The sequence below is a fragment of the Pedobacter hartonius genome, assembly GCF_900107535.1.
Taxonomy (GTDB): domain Bacteria; phylum Bacteroidota; class Bacteroidia; order Sphingobacteriales; family Sphingobacteriaceae; genus Pedobacter; species Pedobacter hartonius.
The window spans coordinates 74,502-94,667 of record NZ_FNRA01000009.1 but is presented as its reverse complement, the minus strand read 5'-3'; the positions used below and the strand labels follow the sequence as shown (position 1 = coordinate 94,667).

At 42.0% G+C, this 20,166-nt stretch carries 21 protein-coding genes and 1 pseudogene; 10 read left to right on the top strand and 12 right to left on the bottom strand.

Features of this window, described 5'->3' with window-relative positions; translation table 11 throughout:
* Window positions 1-16: 16 nt before the first annotated feature.
* Together BLW16_RS15740 and BLW16_RS15735 are read left to right on the top strand one after the other, a co-directional pair.
* The gene (locus BLW16_RS15740; protein WP_090558600.1) at window positions 17-1,393 is read left to right on the top strand and encodes a 3-keto-disaccharide hydrolase; all 1,377 of its coding nucleotides are present in this window, start codon (window positions 17-19) and stop codon (window positions 1,391-1,393) included.
* A gap of 192 nt (window positions 1,394-1,585) precedes the next feature.
* Window positions 1,586-1,861, top strand: a complete 276-nt coding sequence (locus BLW16_RS15735) for a hypothetical protein (RefSeq protein WP_090558360.1) — start codon at window positions 1,586-1,588, stop codon at window positions 1,859-1,861.
* Between the two features lie 74 nt (window positions 1,862-1,935).
* Here BLW16_RS15735 and BLW16_RS15730 read toward each other — a convergent pair whose 3' ends face one another.
* From BLW16_RS15730 to BLW16_RS15700, 7 genes are all read right to left on the bottom strand, one after another.
* Entirely contained in the window at window positions 1,936-3,651 is a 1,716-nt protein-coding gene (locus BLW16_RS15730) for a GMC oxidoreductase (protein WP_090558358.1), read from the bottom strand.
* Between the two features lie 10 nt (window positions 3,652-3,661).
* Window positions 3,662-4,186 carry a gluconate 2-dehydrogenase subunit 3 family protein gene (locus BLW16_RS15725; protein WP_090558356.1) on the bottom strand — a complete coding sequence of 175 codons (525 nt, stop codon included), beginning with the start codon at window positions 4,184-4,186 and terminating at the stop codon, window positions 3,662-3,664.
* 72 nt (window positions 4,187-4,258) lie between these two features.
* Window positions 4,259-4,537, bottom strand: coding sequence for a hypothetical protein (locus tag BLW16_RS15720; RefSeq protein ID WP_090558355.1), 279 nt, complete (start codon window positions 4,535-4,537; stop codon window positions 4,259-4,261).
* 12 nt (window positions 4,538-4,549) lie between these two features.
* Window positions 4,550-5,626, bottom strand: coding sequence for a M4 family metallopeptidase (locus BLW16_RS15715; RefSeq protein ID WP_175470606.1), 1,077 nt, complete (start codon window positions 5,624-5,626; stop codon window positions 4,550-4,552).
* Window positions 5,627-5,783: 157 nt separating this feature from the next.
* Window positions 5,784-6,203 carry a hypothetical protein gene (locus BLW16_RS15710; RefSeq protein ID WP_090558350.1) on the bottom strand — a complete coding sequence of 140 codons (420 nt, stop codon included), beginning with the start codon at window positions 6,201-6,203 and terminating at the stop codon, window positions 5,784-5,786.
* Window positions 6,204-6,470: 267 nt separating this feature from the next.
* A complete protein-coding gene (locus BLW16_RS15705) occupies window positions 6,471-7,643 on the bottom strand; it encodes a multidrug effflux MFS transporter (RefSeq protein WP_090558348.1) in 1,173 nt (390 codons plus the stop codon).
* A gap of 76 nt (window positions 7,644-7,719) precedes the next feature.
* Window positions 7,720-10,293 carry a PAS domain-containing protein gene (locus BLW16_RS15700; RefSeq protein WP_090558345.1) on the bottom strand — a complete coding sequence of 858 codons (2,574 nt, stop codon included), beginning with the start codon at window positions 10,291-10,293 and terminating at the stop codon, window positions 7,720-7,722.
* A gap of 941 nt (window positions 10,294-11,234) precedes the next feature.
* Between BLW16_RS15700 and BLW16_RS15695 the strand changes: the two genes are divergently transcribed.
* The 3 genes from BLW16_RS15695 to BLW16_RS15685 all read left to right on the top strand — a co-directional run bounded on the left by BLW16_RS15695 (window position 11,235) and on the right by BLW16_RS15685 (window position 13,327).
* Entirely contained in the window at window positions 11,235-12,212 is a 978-nt protein-coding gene (locus tag BLW16_RS15695; RefSeq protein ID WP_090558343.1) for a hypothetical protein, read from the top strand.
* A gap of 130 nt (window positions 12,213-12,342) precedes the next feature.
* Window positions 12,343-12,618: a hypothetical protein gene (locus tag BLW16_RS15690; RefSeq protein WP_090558341.1), complete on the top strand. Its 276-nt coding sequence runs from the start codon at window positions 12,343-12,345 to the stop codon at window positions 12,616-12,618.
* Between the two features lie 34 nt (window positions 12,619-12,652).
* A complete protein-coding gene (locus BLW16_RS15685; RefSeq protein WP_090558339.1) occupies window positions 12,653-13,327 on the top strand; it encodes a DUF4142 domain-containing protein in 675 nt (224 codons plus the stop codon).
* A gap of 308 nt (window positions 13,328-13,635) precedes the next feature.
* On the opposite strand, the gene BLW16_RS15680 is transcribed toward BLW16_RS15685, so the two are convergent.
* A complete protein-coding gene (locus BLW16_RS15680; protein ID WP_090558337.1) occupies window positions 13,636-13,956 on the bottom strand; it encodes a hypothetical protein in 321 nt (106 codons plus the stop codon).
* Between the two features lie 200 nt (window positions 13,957-14,156).
* Here BLW16_RS15680 and BLW16_RS15675 point away from each other — a divergent pair, with 200 nt between their 5' ends.
* From BLW16_RS15675 to xth, 3 genes are all read left to right on the top strand, one after another.
* A complete protein-coding gene (locus BLW16_RS15675; protein WP_139298335.1) occupies window positions 14,157-14,486 on the top strand; it encodes a YtxH domain-containing protein in 330 nt (109 codons plus the stop codon).
* A 24-nt stretch (window positions 14,487-14,510) separates the two neighbouring features.
* Window positions 14,511-14,636, top strand: a complete 126-nt coding sequence (locus tag BLW16_RS23885) for a hypothetical protein (RefSeq protein WP_262497160.1) — start codon at window positions 14,511-14,513, stop codon at window positions 14,634-14,636.
* A 552-nt stretch (window positions 14,637-15,188) separates the two neighbouring features.
* The gene (gene xth / locus BLW16_RS15670; protein ID WP_090558333.1) at window positions 15,189-15,962 is read left to right on the top strand and encodes an exodeoxyribonuclease III; all 774 of its coding nucleotides are present in this window, start codon (window positions 15,189-15,191) and stop codon (window positions 15,960-15,962) included.
* Here the strand turns inward: xth and BLW16_RS15665 are convergent.
* From BLW16_RS15665 to BLW16_RS15650, 4 genes and pseudogenes are all read right to left on the bottom strand, one after another.
* Window positions 15,954-16,793, bottom strand: a complete 840-nt coding sequence (locus tag BLW16_RS15665; RefSeq protein ID WP_090558331.1) for a phytoene/squalene synthase family protein — start codon at window positions 16,791-16,793, stop codon at window positions 15,954-15,956. The genes xth and BLW16_RS15665 overlap by 9 nt on opposite strands.
* Window positions 16,794-16,811: 18 nt before the next feature.
* On the bottom strand, window positions 16,812-17,492 hold the full coding sequence (locus BLW16_RS15660) for a MarR family winged helix-turn-helix transcriptional regulator (RefSeq protein ID WP_090558329.1): 681 nt from the start codon (window positions 17,490-17,492) through the stop codon (window positions 16,812-16,814).
* Between the two features lie 211 nt (window positions 17,493-17,703).
* A pseudogene (locus BLW16_RS15655) lies at window positions 17,704-18,105 on the bottom strand (DUF1810 domain-containing protein); the annotation flags it as partial.
* A gap of 133 nt (window positions 18,106-18,238) precedes the next feature.
* Window positions 18,239-19,246, bottom strand: a complete 1,008-nt coding sequence (locus BLW16_RS15650; RefSeq protein WP_090558597.1) for an SDR family oxidoreductase — start codon at window positions 19,244-19,246, stop codon at window positions 18,239-18,241.
* 275 nt (window positions 19,247-19,521) lie between these two features.
* On the opposite strand from BLW16_RS15650, the gene BLW16_RS15645 reads away from it, so the two are divergent.
* Both BLW16_RS15645 and BLW16_RS15640 read left to right on the top strand, forming a co-directional pair.
* On the top strand, window positions 19,522-19,866 hold the full coding sequence (locus tag BLW16_RS15645) for a hypothetical protein (RefSeq protein WP_090558325.1): 345 nt from the start codon (window positions 19,522-19,524) through the stop codon (window positions 19,864-19,866).
* Between the two features lie 72 nt (window positions 19,867-19,938).
* A complete protein-coding gene (locus BLW16_RS15640) occupies window positions 19,939-20,160 on the top strand; it encodes a hypothetical protein (RefSeq protein ID WP_090558324.1) in 222 nt (73 codons plus the stop codon).
* Window positions 20,161-20,166: the final 6 nt, after the last annotated feature.

Sequence of the window (20,166 nt, the reverse complement as noted above, 5' to 3'; positions counted from 1 at the left end):
GTATAAATTATACTATATGATAAACAAGAGTGATATAAGGGCCGGGATCTTAATCTTTTCACTAAGCATTGCCGGACTCTCTGGTGTAAGCGCTCAGAACAGCAGTTTATTCGACGGCAAAACATTGAAAGGCTGGAAAAAAACGGCCGGCAGCGCAACCTATCAGGTTGTTAATGGTGTGATCATAGGAACTACTGTTGAAGGAAGCGGAAATTCTTTTTTGGTAACTGAAAAAGAGTATCAGGATTTTGTACTGGATATTGATGTTAAACTTGAAAGTCCGAAAGGGAATTCCGGAGTGCAGGTACGGAGCCATTTTGATCCCTCGGGCAATCAGGGGAAAGGAAAGGTATTTGGCAGGCAGGCAGAAATTGATCCGACCGATAGAAAGTGGAGCGGCGGCGTGTACGATGAAGGGCGCAGGGAATGGTTATATCCCCTTTCTTTAAACCCTTCTGCCGGTGACGCTTACAAAAAAGATGATTATAACCATTTGAAGATTGAATGTATTGGTAATGAAATGAAGACCTGGATCAATGGTGTTCCGGCATCATACGTAATCGATACGCTGGATAAAAGCGGCTTCATTGCTTTACAGGTGCATGGCATTACAGAGGCAGCGGAAGCGGGAAAAAAAGTATATTTCAAAAATATAAAGATACAGACCTCGGAGATTGTGCCGGCACCATTCCCTCTGGGGATCTACGTTGTAAATTATGTGCCCAATACCCTGAGCAGTTATGAAAAGAAAAACGGCTGGGAGTTATTATTTGACGGCAAAAGTTCGAAGGGATGGGTAGGTGCAGGTAAAAATGTATTTCCTGCCCGTGGATGGCAAATTGCGGACGGCCTCATCAGTGTTTTGCCTGCTGAAGGTAAAGAATCCACCAATGGCGGTGACATCGTCACCACAGCACAATTTGCTGCTTTCGACCTGTCCTTTGAGTTTCTGCTTACACCGGGTGCCAACAGCGGACTGAAATATTTCGTTACTTTAAAAGAACAGACCCAGGGATCGGCAATCGGACTGGAATACCAGGTACTTGATGATGCGCTTCACCCTGATGCTAAACTGGGCAGGGACGGGAACAGGACACTTGCCTCTTTATATGACCTGATCACAGCAGATAAACCCAAGCGATTTATCCATCCCATCGGACAGTGGAATACCGGGCGCGTTGTGGTATATCCTGATAACAGGGTTGAACATTATTTAAATGGCATTAAAGTGCTGGACTACCAAAGGGCATCTCCGGCCTTTCGCGAACTTGTTGCCCTCAGTAAATACAAAGACTGGAAGGAATTTGGCGAAGCAAAACAGGGGCATATATTGTTGCAGGACCACGGCAATAAAGTAAGCTTCAGAAGCATCAGGATCCGGAAGCTAGAATAGACAGCTCCATGGCTAACATCGACGGAATTTTCCTGCAATGGCGAATAAATCAAATAATTTGATCCTTTGTCATATTTATTTCGTAATATTTGTATAGCAGTATACGGGTATCATTACGAAATACTTATAAATTCCAGCCGAAAGGTAACATGATCTTGTTACCGCAAAACGATGTAATTATAATGAAACGACATGTCACAGTTTACTCTCAAATTATGCGAAACTCCGCATGCGATCACCATTGATATTTTGGATGAAGCAAATTCAATTCAGTTAAACACATTAAATAATGAAATGCTAAACCTTACCTGGATTTGGGACGGTGCAAAAGACAAACTGGAAGAAAAACAAAGGTTAATAGACGAAATCTATTACGACCTGATGTTCGTGGAAGAAACATTTGGCGACGAAATCGCTGCAAGCATTCTTCAATTGTTATACAGTAAGATCGATACCGTATACAGTTGAGTTTTAACCATAAAAAGAGAACGGTCTCAAACGGGCCGTTCTTTTACAATTCAGTTTGTTCGTCAATCAGATCATTAGATCTCTCCCTGGTTCATTGATTTTACGGCATAATCTACTGATCTTGCAGTGAATGCCATATAGGTAAGTGAGGGGTTTTGTGTGGAAGTGGAGGTCATACACGCCCCGTCAGTTACAAATACGTTATTACAGGCATGCATCTGGTTCCATTTATTGAGGATTGATGTCTTTGGGTCGTGTCCCATCCGTGCGCCGCCCATTTCATGGATATCCAGACCGGGCGCCTGAGAGGAAACATTAGGAGTGATATTTTTAAATCCGGCTTCGGTGAACATCTCAGTGAGCTGTTCTATATAGTCCTTTTTCATGAGCTCGTCATTCTCATCATAAGCAACAGCTATATTCAGTAGCGGAACGCCCCAGCTATCTTTTTTATCGGTGCTCAGGCTCACAAAATTACTTTCCTTGGGTATGGTTTCTCCCATCATGTGAGAACCTACAATCCATGGGCTTAATTTACCATGCAGTAAACTGTCTTTCAGGGAGCCCCCGATTCCGGAGCGGTCCCTTTCCATATATCTGCTGGCATAAAATCCTGCCGCATAACCTCTTTTAAAATTTGTTTCCTGTTTAAATACATTTCTGAACCTCGGCATATATCCGCCTCCGGCAGGATTCCTGCCATCGGTAGCAAATTGCTTCAGGCCGTCATATTCAGCACTGATCCTGGCGCTGTAATTGTGAAATGCTACATATTTACCCAGCACGCCACTATCATTTCCCAATCCATTTGGAAACCTTTTAGATTTTGAGTTCAACAGGATAAGATTCGTATTCAATGCACCTGCATTGACGAAAACTATCCTGGCATAATATGCAGTAGTTTCTTTGGTATTGGTGTCTACAACACTGACGCCCGTAACTTTACCTTTAGCGTCATCATAAATTACAGACTCTACTACCGAAAATGGCCTTAGGGTTAAATTGCCGGTTTTTGCGGCCCAGGGCAGGGTAGAAGCATTGCTGCTAAAATATCCGCCGAAGGGGCATCCTCTCTGGCAGAGTGTCCTGTTCTGGCATTTGGCGCGGCCCTGATCAAGATGAATTTGGTTGGGTTTAGACAAATGGGCACATCTGGCACTGATCACATGCCTGTTGGAATACCTGCTTTTGATCACACCTTTGAAATAGTCTTCCGCAGCGTTCAACGGAAAAGCGGGTAAGAAATCGCCATCAGGCAATTCTGCCAGTCCGTCTTTATTGCCTGAAATGCCGGCAAATTTTTCCACGTAGCTGTACCATGATGCAATGTCCTTGTAGCGGATTGGCCAGTCCACAGCAAAATCGTCTCTTGCGGGCCCTTCAAAATCAAAGTCGCTCCAGCGCTGTGTTTGCCGTGCCCATAGCAAAGATTTACCGCCTACCTGGTATCCTCTGATCCAGTCAAAGGGCTTCTCCTGCACATAGGGATGCTCATTGTCCTTGACCATAAAGTGCATTGCATCCTCCTTAAAAGCATAACATCTGCTTACAATAGGGTTTTCCTTTTTTATGGACAGTGCAGGTTCACCTATATGTTCAAATTCAAACGGATACTTATTTGTCGTAGGATAATCTTTGATGTGCTGTACATCCCGGCCTCTTTCCAAAACCAGCGTTTTGAATCCTTTTTCTGTAAACTCTTTTGCTGCCCAGCCACCGCTGATTCCTGAACCTATTACGATCACATCGTAAGTATTGGCTTTAGCTGCATCTATGTTAATATTTGGCATTCTTTTTTAATTAAGCTGTTTTAACGGGAAAATAACCATTATATCGTCCCGGCACCAATTCGTAGATGATCAGGCTGGTCATTACATATTTAGAATTCAGATAGCCGTCAATGGTCTTGTCTTTCATGATCTTATAAAATGCTGAAAGTTCCGGAGCAGGGTCCTTTTCAAGTTTTGTTAATATTCCCTCGCGCTGATGAACGGATAACTTCCGGAAGGATTTACTGAACTGATCAGCAGTTTTTTCATTGAATGCTGATAATCCACTCATGAAAAGCCTCTGATCTGCTTCTTCATAACAATCATCCAGCATTTTCAATACAAAGAGGTGAAGCTTAAGTTCTTTGGCGCCAGGCGTTTTTGTTCTTGGAATAATCGTTTCAGCAATATCTGCCAATAGATTTTCCTGCTCCATACTGACGTCCAGATGTTGCAGCTTGATGGTGGACTTTCCCTGCTCCCGCAAACAGGAGGGGAGTAATGCTAATCCACCGGCCATGATTAATACTTGTTTGATGACTAAACGTCTTTCCATACGATTGTTGGTATACGCTAATAAATATAGGATTTTTTACTTTAGAACTTCGTAATCCTTCCCTATAGATGTTTAATAATGTAGTTTTGACTTTAGCATCTCGAGGATTTCTGCAAATTCAGGTTCCAGTTTGATCTTTTCATCAACAGGTAAACGTGTACCCTTGTATTCGACGAAATACTGAAATGCATCTCTTTGCAGAGGCGGGAGGTGTGACATCATTTTGCCCTGAAGCGCTGAAAAATGGCTGTCCAGATATTCCTGCAGTTTCAGGGAATGACACGAAAGGTCCTCTTCTGCAAACCTGGACCTGCCTGCAAATCCGCCGGATTGGATCAGTTTTAATATCATTGCTAAATCTAATTAAACGCCGACACTATTCCATGCATTTCTTACTGAAGCCGTCACTTGATCTGTTGCTCCAAAAAGGCTTGTGGCTTCGGTAATGGTAGCCTGCTTAAAGTCCGCAAATGTAGCATTGGTAGAAACCAGATTTTTATTGCACATGGCCCTATACCATACCTGGCCTACTTTTTCCCAGGAGAAACCGCCCACATCAAACGCAGCGAGATAGAAAGCGTGGTTTGGTATGCCGGAATTGAGGTGTACCCCGCCGTTGTCATCAGGATCATCGGTATATCCGCTCATATTAGCCGGCTGCGGGTCTGTGCCCAGATCGGGATGGTTGACATACGCAGTGCCGGGAGCTTTTAAAGATCTGATTGCATATTCGTCGCCAACCAATGTATGTTCACCTACCAGCCAGTCTGAAGTTCGTACATCCTGGTTGAGCATTTTTTGTTTGATCATTATTCCGAAGACGTCTGCCAGCGATTCATTCAAAGCGCCACTCTGATCTTTATATTCCAGGTTACATTCATACTGTATAACCCCGTGGGTTAGTTCATGACCAGTAATGTCTATATCTGAGGTGAAAGATGCAAATATAGCTCCGTCACCATCCCCGTAGATCATCTGCTTGCCATCCCAAAAAGCGTTGTCATATTTTTTAAGGTAATGAACGGTTTGGATCAGCTTCATTCCGGCATTGTCTATAGAATTTCTGCCAAACAGCGAATAATAAAAATCCCAGGTTGCCCCTGCAGATTCGTATACATTATCTACATCCTGATCGCCAGAAACTTTCCCGCTTTCATCTCTGATTAACTTTCCTGGCAGCGCCTTCCTGTTTTCTGCTGAATAGACCAACCTTGAAGGTTTTGGTATAACAGCAGCATCATCGGAGATCTTTTCCAAAACGGATTTTTTTACGCCACCGGCTTTCAGCTGCACTGTTGTCAGTGTGTTTTTTTCATTTGGCTTCAGCTTGGCATATGCCTGGCGGCGGCCTCTTATTTCTTCATCCAGGCTTAAATCACCCAAATGTGATTTTAATAGTTTAGGCCTGCTTTCGGCACTGGAAATGAGCTTCAGTCTCATGTAAGGTGGTATGAAGCACTGGATGGAGTGGCGATGATGCAAATTGCATGTGGCCGGGGAAACTATATTTTCCATAAGTTTCAATTTTAAGGGTGAATCCTGCATTCAATATACAACTGGCATCATCACTCATCGACGATCAGATGTTTGAGGTTTACTAAATATACCAAAAATCATCGTCGTTCAGTTCCTTTAGTATACCGTTGCGTTTCATTATTCTGGAAAAGCCGTCTGACAATTGTATTTTATCTGTTTTTTTTGCTTTGCTGATCATGAAGCCATATACATGGAAGATCTGCAAATCCAGATTTACCAAATCCATCACAGAAATTGTTCCATACAATTCTTTTATCAAGAGCTGCTTTTCTTTGTCGACTGCGGTGATATATGTTATTTCGTCAAATGATTCGCCTAAGACCTCAATGTTGCTGCTGATGTAATCTGTGGCAAAAAAGAGGGCAAGTTCCTCTATCTCCTCATCAGTTGCCTGTCTGTTTAAAGGACCTGTAAACCTGATTGCATCATTGCCAGACAGCAGTATTTCGATAGTTTCCGGTAATCCGTCAAATTCGTTCATGTATTCCTAAAAGTTATAATTATGATTCCTCAGGCAAATGTCCAATAAAAATAGGCTTTTTGTTGAATTAATCATAATTTTTAAACATCAAATTATCATAAGAAGTAATCTTATGTTTCTCATTTTAAAATGGTTTGAATTCAGATCTGGTATGAAAGCGATTATCCAGGTGTCATCCGATATTTATATGTCAAAAACTCGTCCAAAAGTAGTATGCCCCGTCTGTTCCGGCATGTTTACTTACTCAATTCCGGCAACTCTCTGTCGTTATCTGCGATAGTGCAAACATACCAACGCAATTGCAACACAGCCCCACATCACAAGAAACACCGGATATGCGGTGTTATTGTGCAACACGCTCAGCAGGGATGTGATCAGGAAGGCGGACAGATAACTCATAGATCCAACCAGTGCTGAGGCTGCACCACTGACCGCAGATGTTTCTTTCAGATACAAAGCTGTAGCATTTGGTAAAATAAAACCGAGCATAGACAAAAATATAAAGATAAATATCAGCAGTATTGATAGAGGGGCATTATAATATATAGCCAGAATTATTACAGAGGCGGAGATAAACTGAATGATACTGGCCAGCCGGATGATATTCCTTAATTCAAAACGTTTTAACATCTTGGTATTCAATATTCCAACACATACAATTCCGATGGCCGTACCGGAAAATACGAATCCGAATTCAGGCTTGCTCAGCCCGTAAATCCCGATCAGCACAAAAGGAGAACCGGTAACAAAGGAGAATGCGGCACTATTGCTGACTGCTCTGACCAGCGCATAATTTATAAAGGCCGGGCTTTTTATAGAATAGCCATAGGCCTGCCATACGGAAGGGAAATTGAAACGTTTTTCGACCCGGGCTGGTTTACCTTCCGGTAAAATCATCAGGCATCCCAGTAAGCCGGTGCCGGAAATTACGGCCATGATCAAAAACAGGTACTTCCAGTTAGAAGCATCCGCCAGCATGCCCCCGATCATTGGTGCAAGAATAGGGGATATGCCCATTAAGATCTGCAGGATGGAAAAGATGCGGGCGGCGTTATTACCCGTATATATATCATTGACAAGCGCGCGCGATATCACCTGGCAGGCACTTCCTGCAAGGCCTTGTATGAACCTAAGGATCAGGAAGATGAAAAATGAATGTGTAAGCATACAGCAGATGCTGCAAATTACGTACGTAATCATCCCTGCTCTCAGCGGCAATTTTCTTCCCCATACATCTGATAAGGGACCGATAAACAATTGTCCAAATGCCATTCCGAAAAGGAATAAAGTGACTGTACTTTCAATACGTACGATGGGTACGCCAAAATAGCCTGCCATTATTGGAAAAGCAGGCAAATACATGTCTATGGAAATAGACCCTATTGCTGTTAAAATTCCTAAAGTAAGTATGACCAGGAGTGTATGCCGGCTTTTGCTCATCTGTCAGCAATAATAGTCATTGACAGAAGAATAAAAAAGGTGTAATTACACTATAGTATATATCCTGCTATTTGTCTTATTCATTTTCAGTAACCGGCAGGTTAAAATAAAATGTAGAGCCTTTTCCTATCTCACTGGTCACTGCGATGTTACCATCGTGGCGTTCAATAATCTCAGCGCTCAGATAGAGGCCTATACCAAAGCCGGAGATGTGCTGGTTCTCACTCCCTTCAACGCGGTAAAAGCGGTCAAATAGTTTCTCCAGATCGTGTGGTTTGATACCCATACCATGATCTTTCACACTGAACCGGACCTGCCCGTTTTTCAGTTCACAAAACACTTCGATATCTTTTGCCTGGGGCGAGTATTTAACTGCATTGCTCAGCAGGTTAGAGATCACAGAGCCAATCTTATCCCGGTCTGCATAAATCCTGACATGCTCAGATACAGAGGGGGAGATCTGATGGCTGGATGAGGTAAGTCTGGTTTCCTCTATCAGTTCATTAACCAGTTCATCGAGATAAAAATATTCTTTCTGTAAATGGATTTTACCCGATTCTAAACGCGAAATATTTAAAAACCCGTTGATCAGCGAGGTCATTTTTTTTATCTGGCTGGTTACTTTTTCCAATGCGCTGATCGTAAACCGGTCGCCTGTCTTCAATGCTTTTTGCTGCAGTATCTGTGTATAACCGTTCAACGAGGTTAAAGGCGTTTTCAGTTCGTGGCTTACCATGCCGATAAAGTCATTCTTACGCAGTTCATCTTCCTTTTGTTCCGTAATATCCATGATTACTCCCGAGAAATGACTCATTGCGCCGCCGTTTTCTGTCTCAATTTTCCCTAATGCCTTTACCCACCGTAAATTTCCGTCGCCATTGGCTATAATCGGAAATTCAATATTATAATGGGTGTCACTAACGGTAGCGGATCCCATTGCTTTGAGTACATCACTCCGGTGTGACTCAGGAATATGAGCAATTGCGTCCATATAGCTAATCTCATCACCGGCCTGATAGCCAAATAATTCTTTCAGCTGTGCGGATACAAAAAATTCTCTTGTTTTGTTATTCAGAAACCAGGTGCCCACATTTGCGGCTTCGATGGAGAGCCGCAACATGCCTTCGGCACGCTGTAATTGCTTTCTGGAAATTACCTGTTCCGTTACATCCGTTGCTACGATCATGATCGTTGTGGTCAGGCCCTGTTCATTTTGCACAGGTTGGAAGATAAAATTATAATAGCCTATACGTAAGTATCCGTTCTGTTCAAATGTAGTAGGTTCTTCATTGCCGAAATAGGGCTTTCCTGTAGCAAAAACTTCGTTGAGCAATTGCAGGTAGGGCTGGGTTTTAAATTCAGGCAGAACCTCTGCATATTTTTTGCCGGTGATTTCCGGCGACTTGCCCAATATAGTCAGCATCATATCATTTACCGATTCAATGATTAGCTCCGGGCCATTTAAAATGCAGATCGCTGTCGGCGCCTGTTGTACAAGGAAGCGGAACCTGGCTTCACTTTTTTCAACTTCTCTCACTGTTTTTAACAGGTCCTCTCTTGTCCCGGCGAGTTCTTCATTGGTGGTGATCAGTTCTTCGTTTGTAGCGGCCATCTCCTCATTCATAGTGGAAAGCTCATCATTGAGGTCCAGCAGTTTAATCTGGTTTTCTTCCAGCTGCTGGCGTGATTCCACTTTATCGGTTACGTCAATTACCGTGGCCATAATTGATGTTCTGTGGCCGTTATAGTCTGTCAGGGGCTGATAATAATAGTCCACATAATACTGACGCGGGCCCTCTTCTTTGTTGAATACCACTGGTTTTTCGCGGTTTGCGATGGGATTACCTGTTTCCAGTACCTGTTTCCACTGTCCGGGAAAGGGCTGGTATTGAAGTTCTGGAAACACCTCCAGCATTGGCCGCCCGGTCACTTCTTCCCTGGTTTTATTCCAGAAGGACAATATGGAGGCGTTGGTGAGTTCTATTACCTGGTTTGCACCGCTTAGCACAGCTACCGGAGCCGGTAGCTGGTGTAAAATTTCATTCAGTAGTTTTTTGCTTTCGGTGAGATCTTTAACCCGCGCTGCTACTCGTTTTTCCAGTTCATCATTCAGCTCTGACAAACTCTGCTGCATATTGTGCATCTCTTCATTCGTGGCAAATAACTCTTCATTGGCGGCCATCAGCTCCTCATTCAGGGCCTGTTCATTTTCCAGGGCTCCCGTTAGTTCCCGTGCTCTTGCCATTGCCTGGCGGTGCTGATTACGTTCAGTTACGTCTGTTGCGGTATGTAAAATGCAGTACACTGCACCGGCTTCATTTTTAAGCGCGCGGCAGGTGAAATCATAATAAAACGTCTGAATATTTCCTTCAGCAGGCAGTTGCGTAGCTGTATCAAAGGCCTGATAGGTAATTCCGGTATTCCAGACATTTTTCAGCAGCTCAATAAACTGTTGTCCTTGCAGTTCGGGAACTGCTACTTCAAGTGGCTTGCCAATTACATCTTTGTTTTTACCCCAGAAATTGAGCATTGCATTATTCGCAGTCTGGATAATGATTTCTTCGGTGCTGTATACAGCAGTAGCGGCAGGTGACAGGGAAAGGATTTCGATCAACTCTTTGTCGGTAAAAATCTGGTATTGATTATTCATTTAATAACTCAGTAATTTGATCAATAACGTCTTAATGGCAACGTAAAACGTATATTGTTATTGTAGACATCAGGGTATTTATCACCAATTGTTACAATGATTTTCATTTATTATTGATCCTGTAAAGGTATAGCATGCTATTGATAAAGCAGGTATCTGCTACACATTTTCTTATGGGCATTCCGACCGGGGCTCCCAGTTTTTACGGGTATCTTCTCCACTGGCCCCGTCAATAACCTGCGGTTTAAAAAGCATTGTTCCGGCCAGCCTTGAGCTGTTCCCCATTTGTTTACTCTGGCTTATATAGAAGAATTTTTCTGAACATCTCCGCTGACTAAGGATGGCGGGCTGACCAGTATTATTAGCAATACTTAACCTCTATCCCTTAATTTGTTTATAATTTATTTCTATAAACCTCAATAATTACATAACTAACAATAGTTGCACTGTTGAGAGATGAAATATTTTACTTTTTGTAATTAACCCCTAATTTAATGCGTCAAATCATTCGTTTACCTGTATGAAATATCATTTGACATATATATAAATACATTTCACGTAATAAATTATAGCTGGCAAGCTGATTTATAGGAGATTGTATTTTATTTTAATGGTAAAAATTTAATTATAAAGTCATTACAACTAACGTAATTTCTATTATTATTGAAAAGTATTATTGCGGTATGATAAGGTCGGGATTGATGAGGATTTCTAATTTGTCAAAACAAATTATTGTTTTGATATTGCGGGCAAGATAAATATCAGAAGAGTCAATTTAATCTATTGTTTATTTGCAAAATCCTTTTAATATGGAAATAAGGACTAGTTAAATCATCCTATTTTACGGCTTTACAGGCTATAGGTGATGTAGTAATTATCAATTTGTAGCAGGTCTATTCTTATTTAGAAGAATTTTTATTATTCAAAACACTATTAGTCAAATGGCAACAGCAAATCATTTTTCGCGAACTGCAAATGCCGGTAAGAAAGCAGACCGTGAAATTCATACAACTGGTAAGGGCAGAATTGCTTTTCATCAGGATTTAAAACAGAAAATAAAGAAAGGCAGCCTGGACGCTGTGAGTTATTATAATCAATATATTAAATCCTTGTTATCAATTCATAAAGAAAGTAGTGAAACCTTGAACTGGGATCAACTTGTGAACGAACCTGAGCCAAAACTTCCTCTGCGGCAGTCTTTAAATCAGGGTAGAGCTGAACAGGAATACAGGGACTACCGGCCTACAGTTTTGGATAAAATGCTTGGGCAAAGTAAAAAAAAGAAGAAAGAACTTTTGAGAAAAGCCGAGCAGGCAAAACGTAATGACGACATGATTTATAACGCGACGCTCAGGGAATTTAAGAATAATCGTCAGGACTGGAAAACCATTCAGCTCATTATAAAAGGGATCAGAGAGGCAGACCCCGCTGCCTATAAGGATGCCATTGAATTCTTTGATCCATTTCACCAGATCAGCCAGTTTGGTTCCATACTTCAATATGAAACCTTCAGCGAACATATTGTTGTTAACCTGCATGTGAATTCAACAGAAATTGTTCCTGACTATATTGTTTGTGAGGCCACTTCGGGTAAGGTAACACATAGTGAAATGTCCATGCCTGAATTTCATGAACTTTGTCATCATCATCTCTGCGGGAGTGTCTTAAGAGTTGGCAGAGAGACTTTTGCCTTATTACCCGTCAAATTTGTATATGTAAATGTATATTCAAACCTGTGGAATACCGCAACCGGGCTTGCCGAAAGTAAAGTAGTGCTCTCTGTAAAATTCAACCCCGATGATTTGATGAAAATGAACTTTAATGCCCTTAATGGCCCGGACTACCTGACTAATTTTCAGCACAATCTTGATTTTTCTATCAGCAAGGGTTTTTCACCTACGCAAGTGCTAAAGAACTAAGAATAAAACTGCCTGTTTTTATGCCCGCTGGTAGTCGCCTATGAACACATACAGATGCCTTAATGTATTTTGGGCATGACGAAGTAGGGCCTGTACAAAAACATTGACTCCTGTTGTTTGTTAACAAACTATGGAATCAATATATATCACAGAAGCGCAAACTACACTGCCGGATGGGGAAATTGCCAGAGGGCCAATCACCACAACAGATCATGAGACTTTCTTTTTTGATAACACCCTGGGCACTATGGATCTGAAACTGGAAATGAAAAAGGGAGATATTGGCTGGTACCAGTCTGGAGCTACAGAAGTTGCCAATGCAGAGCAGATGATTGACGAACTGGGCGTATATATTGACAATCATCTGGGTAACAGTCCTATCGTTAACAAAATCAGTTTAGAGTAACCTGTTATTAAAAATTTATTATTATATCCATTCTATGAAAAAAGTAATCATCGGTGCTCTGCTTATCGGCGCATCCTATACGATTGTTTCCTGTTCTGCGTCGCGGTCGGCCACAGGCCCTTCGGGTACCGGAACCCCTGGTTTCGGAAGTGCATCAAATGTTTCTGCCGGCCGTAGTGCGGATGGCGGAACCAGCACTGGCGCCAACCCTGCAACGGTTTCCGGATCAATTGCAAATAACTCCAGCAATAGTAAGGACTCACTTTCAAAAAAGGTAGATGCTTCGACAAATAAAACCATTCAGTTTATTACCCTGGCATCCCTGACCAGTTATGTGGCAGTTGAAACCAGCAAAATTGTGCAGCAGAATGCACAGAATACTTATGTGAAAACTTTTGCGGCCCTGGTGCTGAGTGATCATATAAAGGCAGATGCAGATCTGAAAACATTAGCGGATACTAAGAATGTATCGCTGGATTCAACTGCAACAAACAGGGACAGCAGTGACAAGATCAAACAGCTTTCAGCTGTTAAAGGCGAGGAGTTGGAGTCTATATATATCCAGATGATGATCAAAAACCATGAACAGGCAGTAGGTTTATTTGAAGAAGGGGAGGGGTCCAATGACCCGGAAGTAAAAGCCTATGCGAAACGTTATCTGCCGATGTTAAAATCCCATTTGAAAATTGTTTCAGCTTTGCATAAGTAGGCCGCGATATAGATCAGCTAAGGCTTTTGGCAATGCTCTGGCTACTTTTGCAGGATATCTGATTGTTTACTGCTGTGCCTGTCGGATCAGGGATGCGGGGAAATCAGACATCTTATTTGTCCGTCCTTTCATTAAAAACCACCAATTCAGCTATTTCAGCAACTGTGCCTGTATCCTGCACCTGTATTAAGTTTCAGTATGAATTATATTTTATTCTAAAATATATATTTTTTTGAAACTTATGCTGATGTATATTGTATCCGGGCAGTTATTTCCCTGCCGCTGAGGATCACCTTTCTAAAAGCAGGTTATTTTATCTTGTTTCCAATTACTTTTGCTGCAGCATAAACTGCCAGTTTTTTCAGCCAGCCGGAATTTCTAAATATGGTTTTATTTAATAAAACGGGTATCAGGGACGAGACAACATTTGCCGGCAACGCTGATTTTGCTATCCCTGACAATTTTCGGGCGGGGTGTTTGCGTAAAAAGACGCTGCTGAAACTAAAGCTCCTGATATATAAACCAAAATCTTTTTTGATCAGGTGGCCCTGGCGGATATATTGGCTTTTCAATAGAGACTGTGTTGATTTGAGGTCGTCTATATTTTTGATGTTGTATCTATTTATCATTCTTTACCGGTTAAGTATCAATGTTTAGAGGTCGAATTGGCTATTGTATCTGGAGATCGTAACTCCGGTAAGGTTTTATTGTTTAATTTTTTACACAACCTCTATCTCTAATTTGCCTATCGGGGGCATTTCCAGGTATTAAATCAACAAAATTGAAACCCTTTCCTGCTGAATATGTTAATCCTGAAAACCATACGATTATGAAGTTCAGAAACAGGTATTCAATAATGACTAGTGTAGCCTTGCTTACGGGCATGGCCGTTGGCGCAGTCATAGGTGCTCTTTTTGCACCGAAAAGCGGAAGAGAGACAAGGGAGAACCTTGCCGGTGCAATTAAAGGCGTAATAGGGGCTTCCCTCGCTGATTATAGTGAAGTTGAAATTGAGGACCATCTGGTAGATGATTTTCGTGCACAGACAAAGAAGACCGCGGACCAGCTGACCGGCACACCCGAAGAAGCGGTAGATTTAACAAAAACGACTGTTAAACAGAAAGGGCCGAAATCCAGACAATTACCTGCTGAATCCTAACGCTAACCTAATTATATTTACGCCATGGCTGATAAAAAAGATGATAAAGACCCCTGCTGGAAAAATTATGAGCAGGTAGGAATGAAAACCAAGAATGGTAAAAAAGTACCCAATTGTGTTCCGAAAAAAACAGCAGATAAAAAGAAATGAGCTGTGCGTCCTGTTAATGAAATACGATAGCCGGATAAACCGGCAGGGCAATTGTGGTACGCTCAATAAACTTATATAAAATGGAAAATCCAGTTAGAAATAATAGTGAAGACAGCGCTCACAATATGTAGCAACCTAAATATCAGGACGAAGGTTCAGCTCACAATATCGAATTTAAGGGGGAGGAGTTGAAACAACGCCTCGAAGATGAACCGGAAAGCCTAACTGTACATCACCTGAGTAACGCCGCAAAGCCTTTGGTAAATTATTGGGATGGAGAAAACCATGATTTATCATTACACCCGTGTTAAAATACCATAGGAAAATAAAAAAAAATGGGCTTTTTTCAGCATGCCCTGAGGCTGGCTAAAAAGAACCAGTCCGGAAACCCGATGCTCAACTTTATAGAGAAAGCAAACAGGCAGCTGGTGAATCTAAACTGATTGCTGATGAATTGAAGGTCACTATGAAGCCATCATGATCTTTAAAATCACATACCTAAATGATTTAAGCTCATGCTAGCTTCATAACCATTAAAAACAATATATTCTGATGAAAATAGCAACCTACAATGTAAATGGCGTCAACGGACGGCTCCCTATACTGCTCCGCTGGCTTGAAGAAACCAAGCCGGACGTTGTCTGCCTGCAGGAACTGAAAGCACCACAAGAGAAGTTTCCTGAGCAGGCAATATCAGATGCTGGTTATCATGCGATCTGGCATGGACAGAAGAGCTGGAACGGGGTTGCTATTTTATCACGCAGTGGAGACATCCGGGAAACGAGGCGTGGACTGGCCGGAGATCCCGAAGACCTGCACAGCCGTTATATTGAGGCTTTTGTAGATGGTATAGTGATCGGATGTTTGTATTTGCCAAATGGCAATCCTGCACCGGGGCCTAAACTGGAATATAAACTGAGCTGGTTTGAACGGCTGACCACACATGCGGCGGAACTGCTTTCGTTTGACAGGCCGGTGATCCTGACCGGCGATTATAATGTGATGCCAACAGCGCTTGATGTCTATAAACCGGAACGTTGGGTAGATGATGCGCTTTTTCGTCCTGAGGTCCGTTCTGCTTTCAGGAATCTTGTTGCGCAGGGATGGACTGATGCGCTGCGTAAACTATATCCTGACGAAACGATTTATACGTTCTGGGATTATTTCCGCAATGCTTATGGACGTAATGCAGGTTTGCGCATTGATCATTTCTTACTAAGCCCCCAACTGGAAGGCCGCCTGCTGGCTGCCGGTGTTGACCGTCATGTACGCGGATGGGAGAAGACCAGTGATCATGCTCCGGTCTGGATTGAAATATCAGGATAAGGCATTTATTTTATGTTTGATCATGGAGTCCAGCATCAGCCCGATTTTATGAGGATTGGAGATCCTGATCCTTTGCGTCATGATCTGATCGGCTGAACAATGTTTTATTTTATTGAACAACTCTTTGTAGTAGATATAACTCAGATAAACACCTTTACGGGAGGATAAAGGCAGCTGTTTAATGCCTGCAAGGGCAATTTTAAATTCTTCGGTGATCTCATCTTCGATCAGGTGTTTCTGGCTGTCGGAAAAATTTCCCAGATCCACACCCGGGAAATAATTTCTGCTCAGGTTTTGGTAATCTGCCTTAACATCTCTCAGAAAATTTACTTTTTGAAATGTTGAACCCAGTTTCATCGCGAAAGGCTTCAGATATTCATACTGCGTATTATCGCCTTCGGTAAACACGCTGAGGCACATCAGGCCTACTACTTCAGCAGATCCCAGGATATACTTTTCGTATTTTTCGTTGCTGTAAATTCCTGGTTCAAGGTCCATCTCCATACTCTTTAAAAATAGGTTGATCATTTCATGGTCTATATTGTTTTCATTGACTACTTTCTGAAAGGAGTTGAGTACCGGGTTAAGGCTGATGCCAGATTCGATGGCTTCGAAACAATCTCTTTTAAATTTATCCAGCAGATATTTTTTATCATAATCATGGAAGCTGTCCACAATTTCATCAGCAAAACGGACAAAGCTGTAAATGGCATAGATAGGGCCCCTGAGCTTTTTATGCAGAAAGTAGATGCCCAGTGAGAAGCTGGTGCTGTATCTCTTGGTGGTGATTTTGCTGCATTCAGCAGATAGCTGGTCGAACAATTCTTTCATAGTAGGTGTGTTATATGTTTAGCTGTTACGTGGCCAGGAGAGGAGGTCTGCCTTGGTGGAAATTGATTTATTCTGGTGAAGCTGATAGTGGAAGTCGTCCAGTTTCTGCAACAGATATTTCAGGGTAAGTTTCTCTTCAAAGGTCAGATTGCCGGTCACCATTTTTCCCACATGGTTCATATCCTGAAATACCACCTGTAAGAGCTCTTTCCCTTTAGGCGTAATGGCAACCCTTTTTCCTCTTTTATCACGCTGGTCATCCCATTGTTTCACCAGCCCATTGTTGATGAGCCTTTTAATTACCTCAGTGCCCGAAGTTTTCTCCTGCAGATTAAAGTTGATCAGGTCGGTTTTAGACATGTCATCATGGGTGAATAATATAGCCAGGCAGGTAAAGTCTTCAGCGGTATGTAAAGCCGTTCCGTCCAGTGCTTTTTTGATATATGATTTTGCATAACGACTCATGTATACGAAAAGCCTGCCGATATTGTTATCCAGCTGATAGGCTTGTTTTTGTGTTTCAATCTCATTTTGTCCGAGCCTGACATCGGGCGTATGGACTATTGTATTTTTAGTGGTGATCCTATTGTTGAGGAAACCTGTAAATTGCTCAAGCGTAAGCCGGTCTTTTTGATTATGCTCTTTTTCAAATTCTTCAACGAGTTCCAGCAGCTGGTGGATGATGGGATATGATTTCATTATTGGTTATATTAGGTTGACGACTGACAAGATGCTTTTAGTCAATACACTATATTGCTTGAAGTCAAAGGCATTAAATTTTGTCAGGTTGATAGTATTATGATATGGGAATATACTAATATTATTATTAGTTATACGTAAACATTCCAAAGTGGTTTAATGTTTTGTGGGGAATGGGATTTTTGTATGAATTGCGGAGATTATTAGGAGTCTACTCGGGATCAATAATTTTCAGTGTTTTACCATCCCTGCTTGCATTGAAAAATTTTTTCAGGACCAGGTTAAAAACCGGATCAGCCCCGTGGGCTGAAGAAAAAAGTGTCATAGATGATTTTAACTTCAGATCATCCGGGCTGCCGAAGATCTGATGTGCATCGTTACTTTCTAACCGGAGCAATTCTTCAGAAATATGTATCAGTCTGTTTCCCAAAGTTGGGTGGGTTAAGAATTCCTGTGCCTCCTTCAGGTCTTTAATTGCGTAAAAGCTGGAGGTTTCAGTACTGCCGAGACCCTGAATTTGAGGAAAGATGTACCACATCCAATGACTTTGCTTTCTGCCATCTCTGATTTCTGACAGGGCGGTATTATAGTCCCTTTTTTGCGCGTCAATGAATCTCTGAAGGTGATTTTATGTGTTCATATGAATCCTGATCTTCTTTATATTTTTGTTAGTTAGATACGAAGCGCATTATCAGTAAAATCCTTCAGCCTGGTCCCGGAATCAGGCTGAAGGATAAAACGGATAGTTAAGGTTGTCCACCGCCGCCGGCGGCGCCATATATCTGTCCGGTGGTATAACTTGCGTCATTTGCAGCAAGTTGAACATAAATAGAAGCGAGTTCTGCCGGTTGCCCGGGCCGGCCCATAGGAGTTGCGCCGCCAAACTTTACCAATTTCTCCTGGCTTGCGCCTCCGCTTACCTGCAGGGGCGTCCAGATTGGACCGGGTGCCACACCGTTTACCCGGATTCCCTTTGATCCGAGCTGTTTGGCGAGAGACTTCACAAAATTCATTGTAGCGGCCTTTGTTTGCGCATAATCATACAGGTCGGGAGATGGATCATATGCCTGCTCCGATGTTGTGCCGATAATTGCAGACCCCGGTTGTAAATGGGGTAGCGCAGCTTTGATGATCCAAAAGGGTGCATAGATGTTGGTTTTCATTGTTGCATCGAATTCTTCAGTTGTAATATCCAGGATTGATGGCTTAGCCTGCTGCCGGCCGGCATTGCTAACCAGGATATCTAAGCCCCCAAGTCCTTTTACAGCTTCGGCTACCAGGCGCTGACAAAATGCTTCTTCCCGGAGATCTCCGGGAATAGCAATTGCTTTTCTGCCTTCTGCCTTGATCAGCGCAATAACATCACGTGCGTCTGCTTCTTCAGCAGGAAGATAATTAATGGCTACATCTGCGCCTTCACGGGCGTAGGCTATCGCCGCTGCACGTCCCATACCTGAATCGCCACCGGTGATCAATGCTTTTCTACCTTTTAAACGACCGGATCCTTTGTAGCTCTTTTCGCCATGATCTGGAAGAGGATCCATTTTGCCGGCTAGACCGGGCCAGGCTTGTGATTGGCTGTTAAAAGGCGGTTTAGGATATTTTGCAACGGGATCTTCCAGCTTTGATACAGCTGAAGATGCCGAGTTTGGAATTCCATTCATTGCAAAGGCCGGTGAAACTGCTACTGCGGCCAGCCCGGCACTTATTCCGCCTATAACCTTGCGCCGTGTGATTTTATTTTCTTCTTTCATAGTATCTGATTCTGTCATTGCTTGATTTAACGTGTTAATTCTTGGTTTTCGATATTTATAACCAAACAAAAGTTGAAAGGTTTCATCTGTTTATTTATTGTTTTTTCAGTTGTTAAATGGAGCCTGTAATGGTTAAAATAATTATTTCCTGTGTTTAATAATTATTTAATCATGTCACATTCATGATTTTTATTTAATAAATAGGGGAGATTTCACTGACGAAAGAGTTTTCAACATTTTTTGTTTTGCTAAAAATATTAGTATAATTTTGAGTTATGGATTTAACACGTGACCAGCAGAAAAGTTTGATATCCATTCTGGATGAGTGGGTGCAGCATACCAGAATAATTGAGTATATACCTCCGCAATCGCGCTTCGTATATTATATGGAGGGCAGTGTGCATTTCAATCTGGAACTACTGCACGAGGATTATATGCTGAAATTTATCTTCTGTAACTACCGCAGTTATGTAAATACATTTCTGGATCATATTCAGGTACCTTTAAGAAGATGGTTGATAGAGAACGACGTGAAACGATATATTTTTACAATTGAGTTCAATTCGAAAGGGAAGATGACGGCCAAAAATATTACGGTTATTTATAGCGAACATCTCTGATACTGACAGATTTCCAGGCTGTTAAATCAAAACCGAAAGAAAATTGTTATCCTATAGCTAACCAAGTATACTATGGAAAATTATGAATTTACTGGTGAAATCCAGGGCGAATACCGTCAGATCAAAATATACCCTATGCTCTGTTTATCAAACCATTATTTGATTCATTGGGATGGATTTGAAGTAGGGGTGATTAAAAAAGTAAATGGCAAATGGCATTCGGATAACGAGGCCCTTTCAGATTACGTAGAAGAACTGGGATCCTTTATAGACAAGGAAGATATTTCGGTATAAAAATAT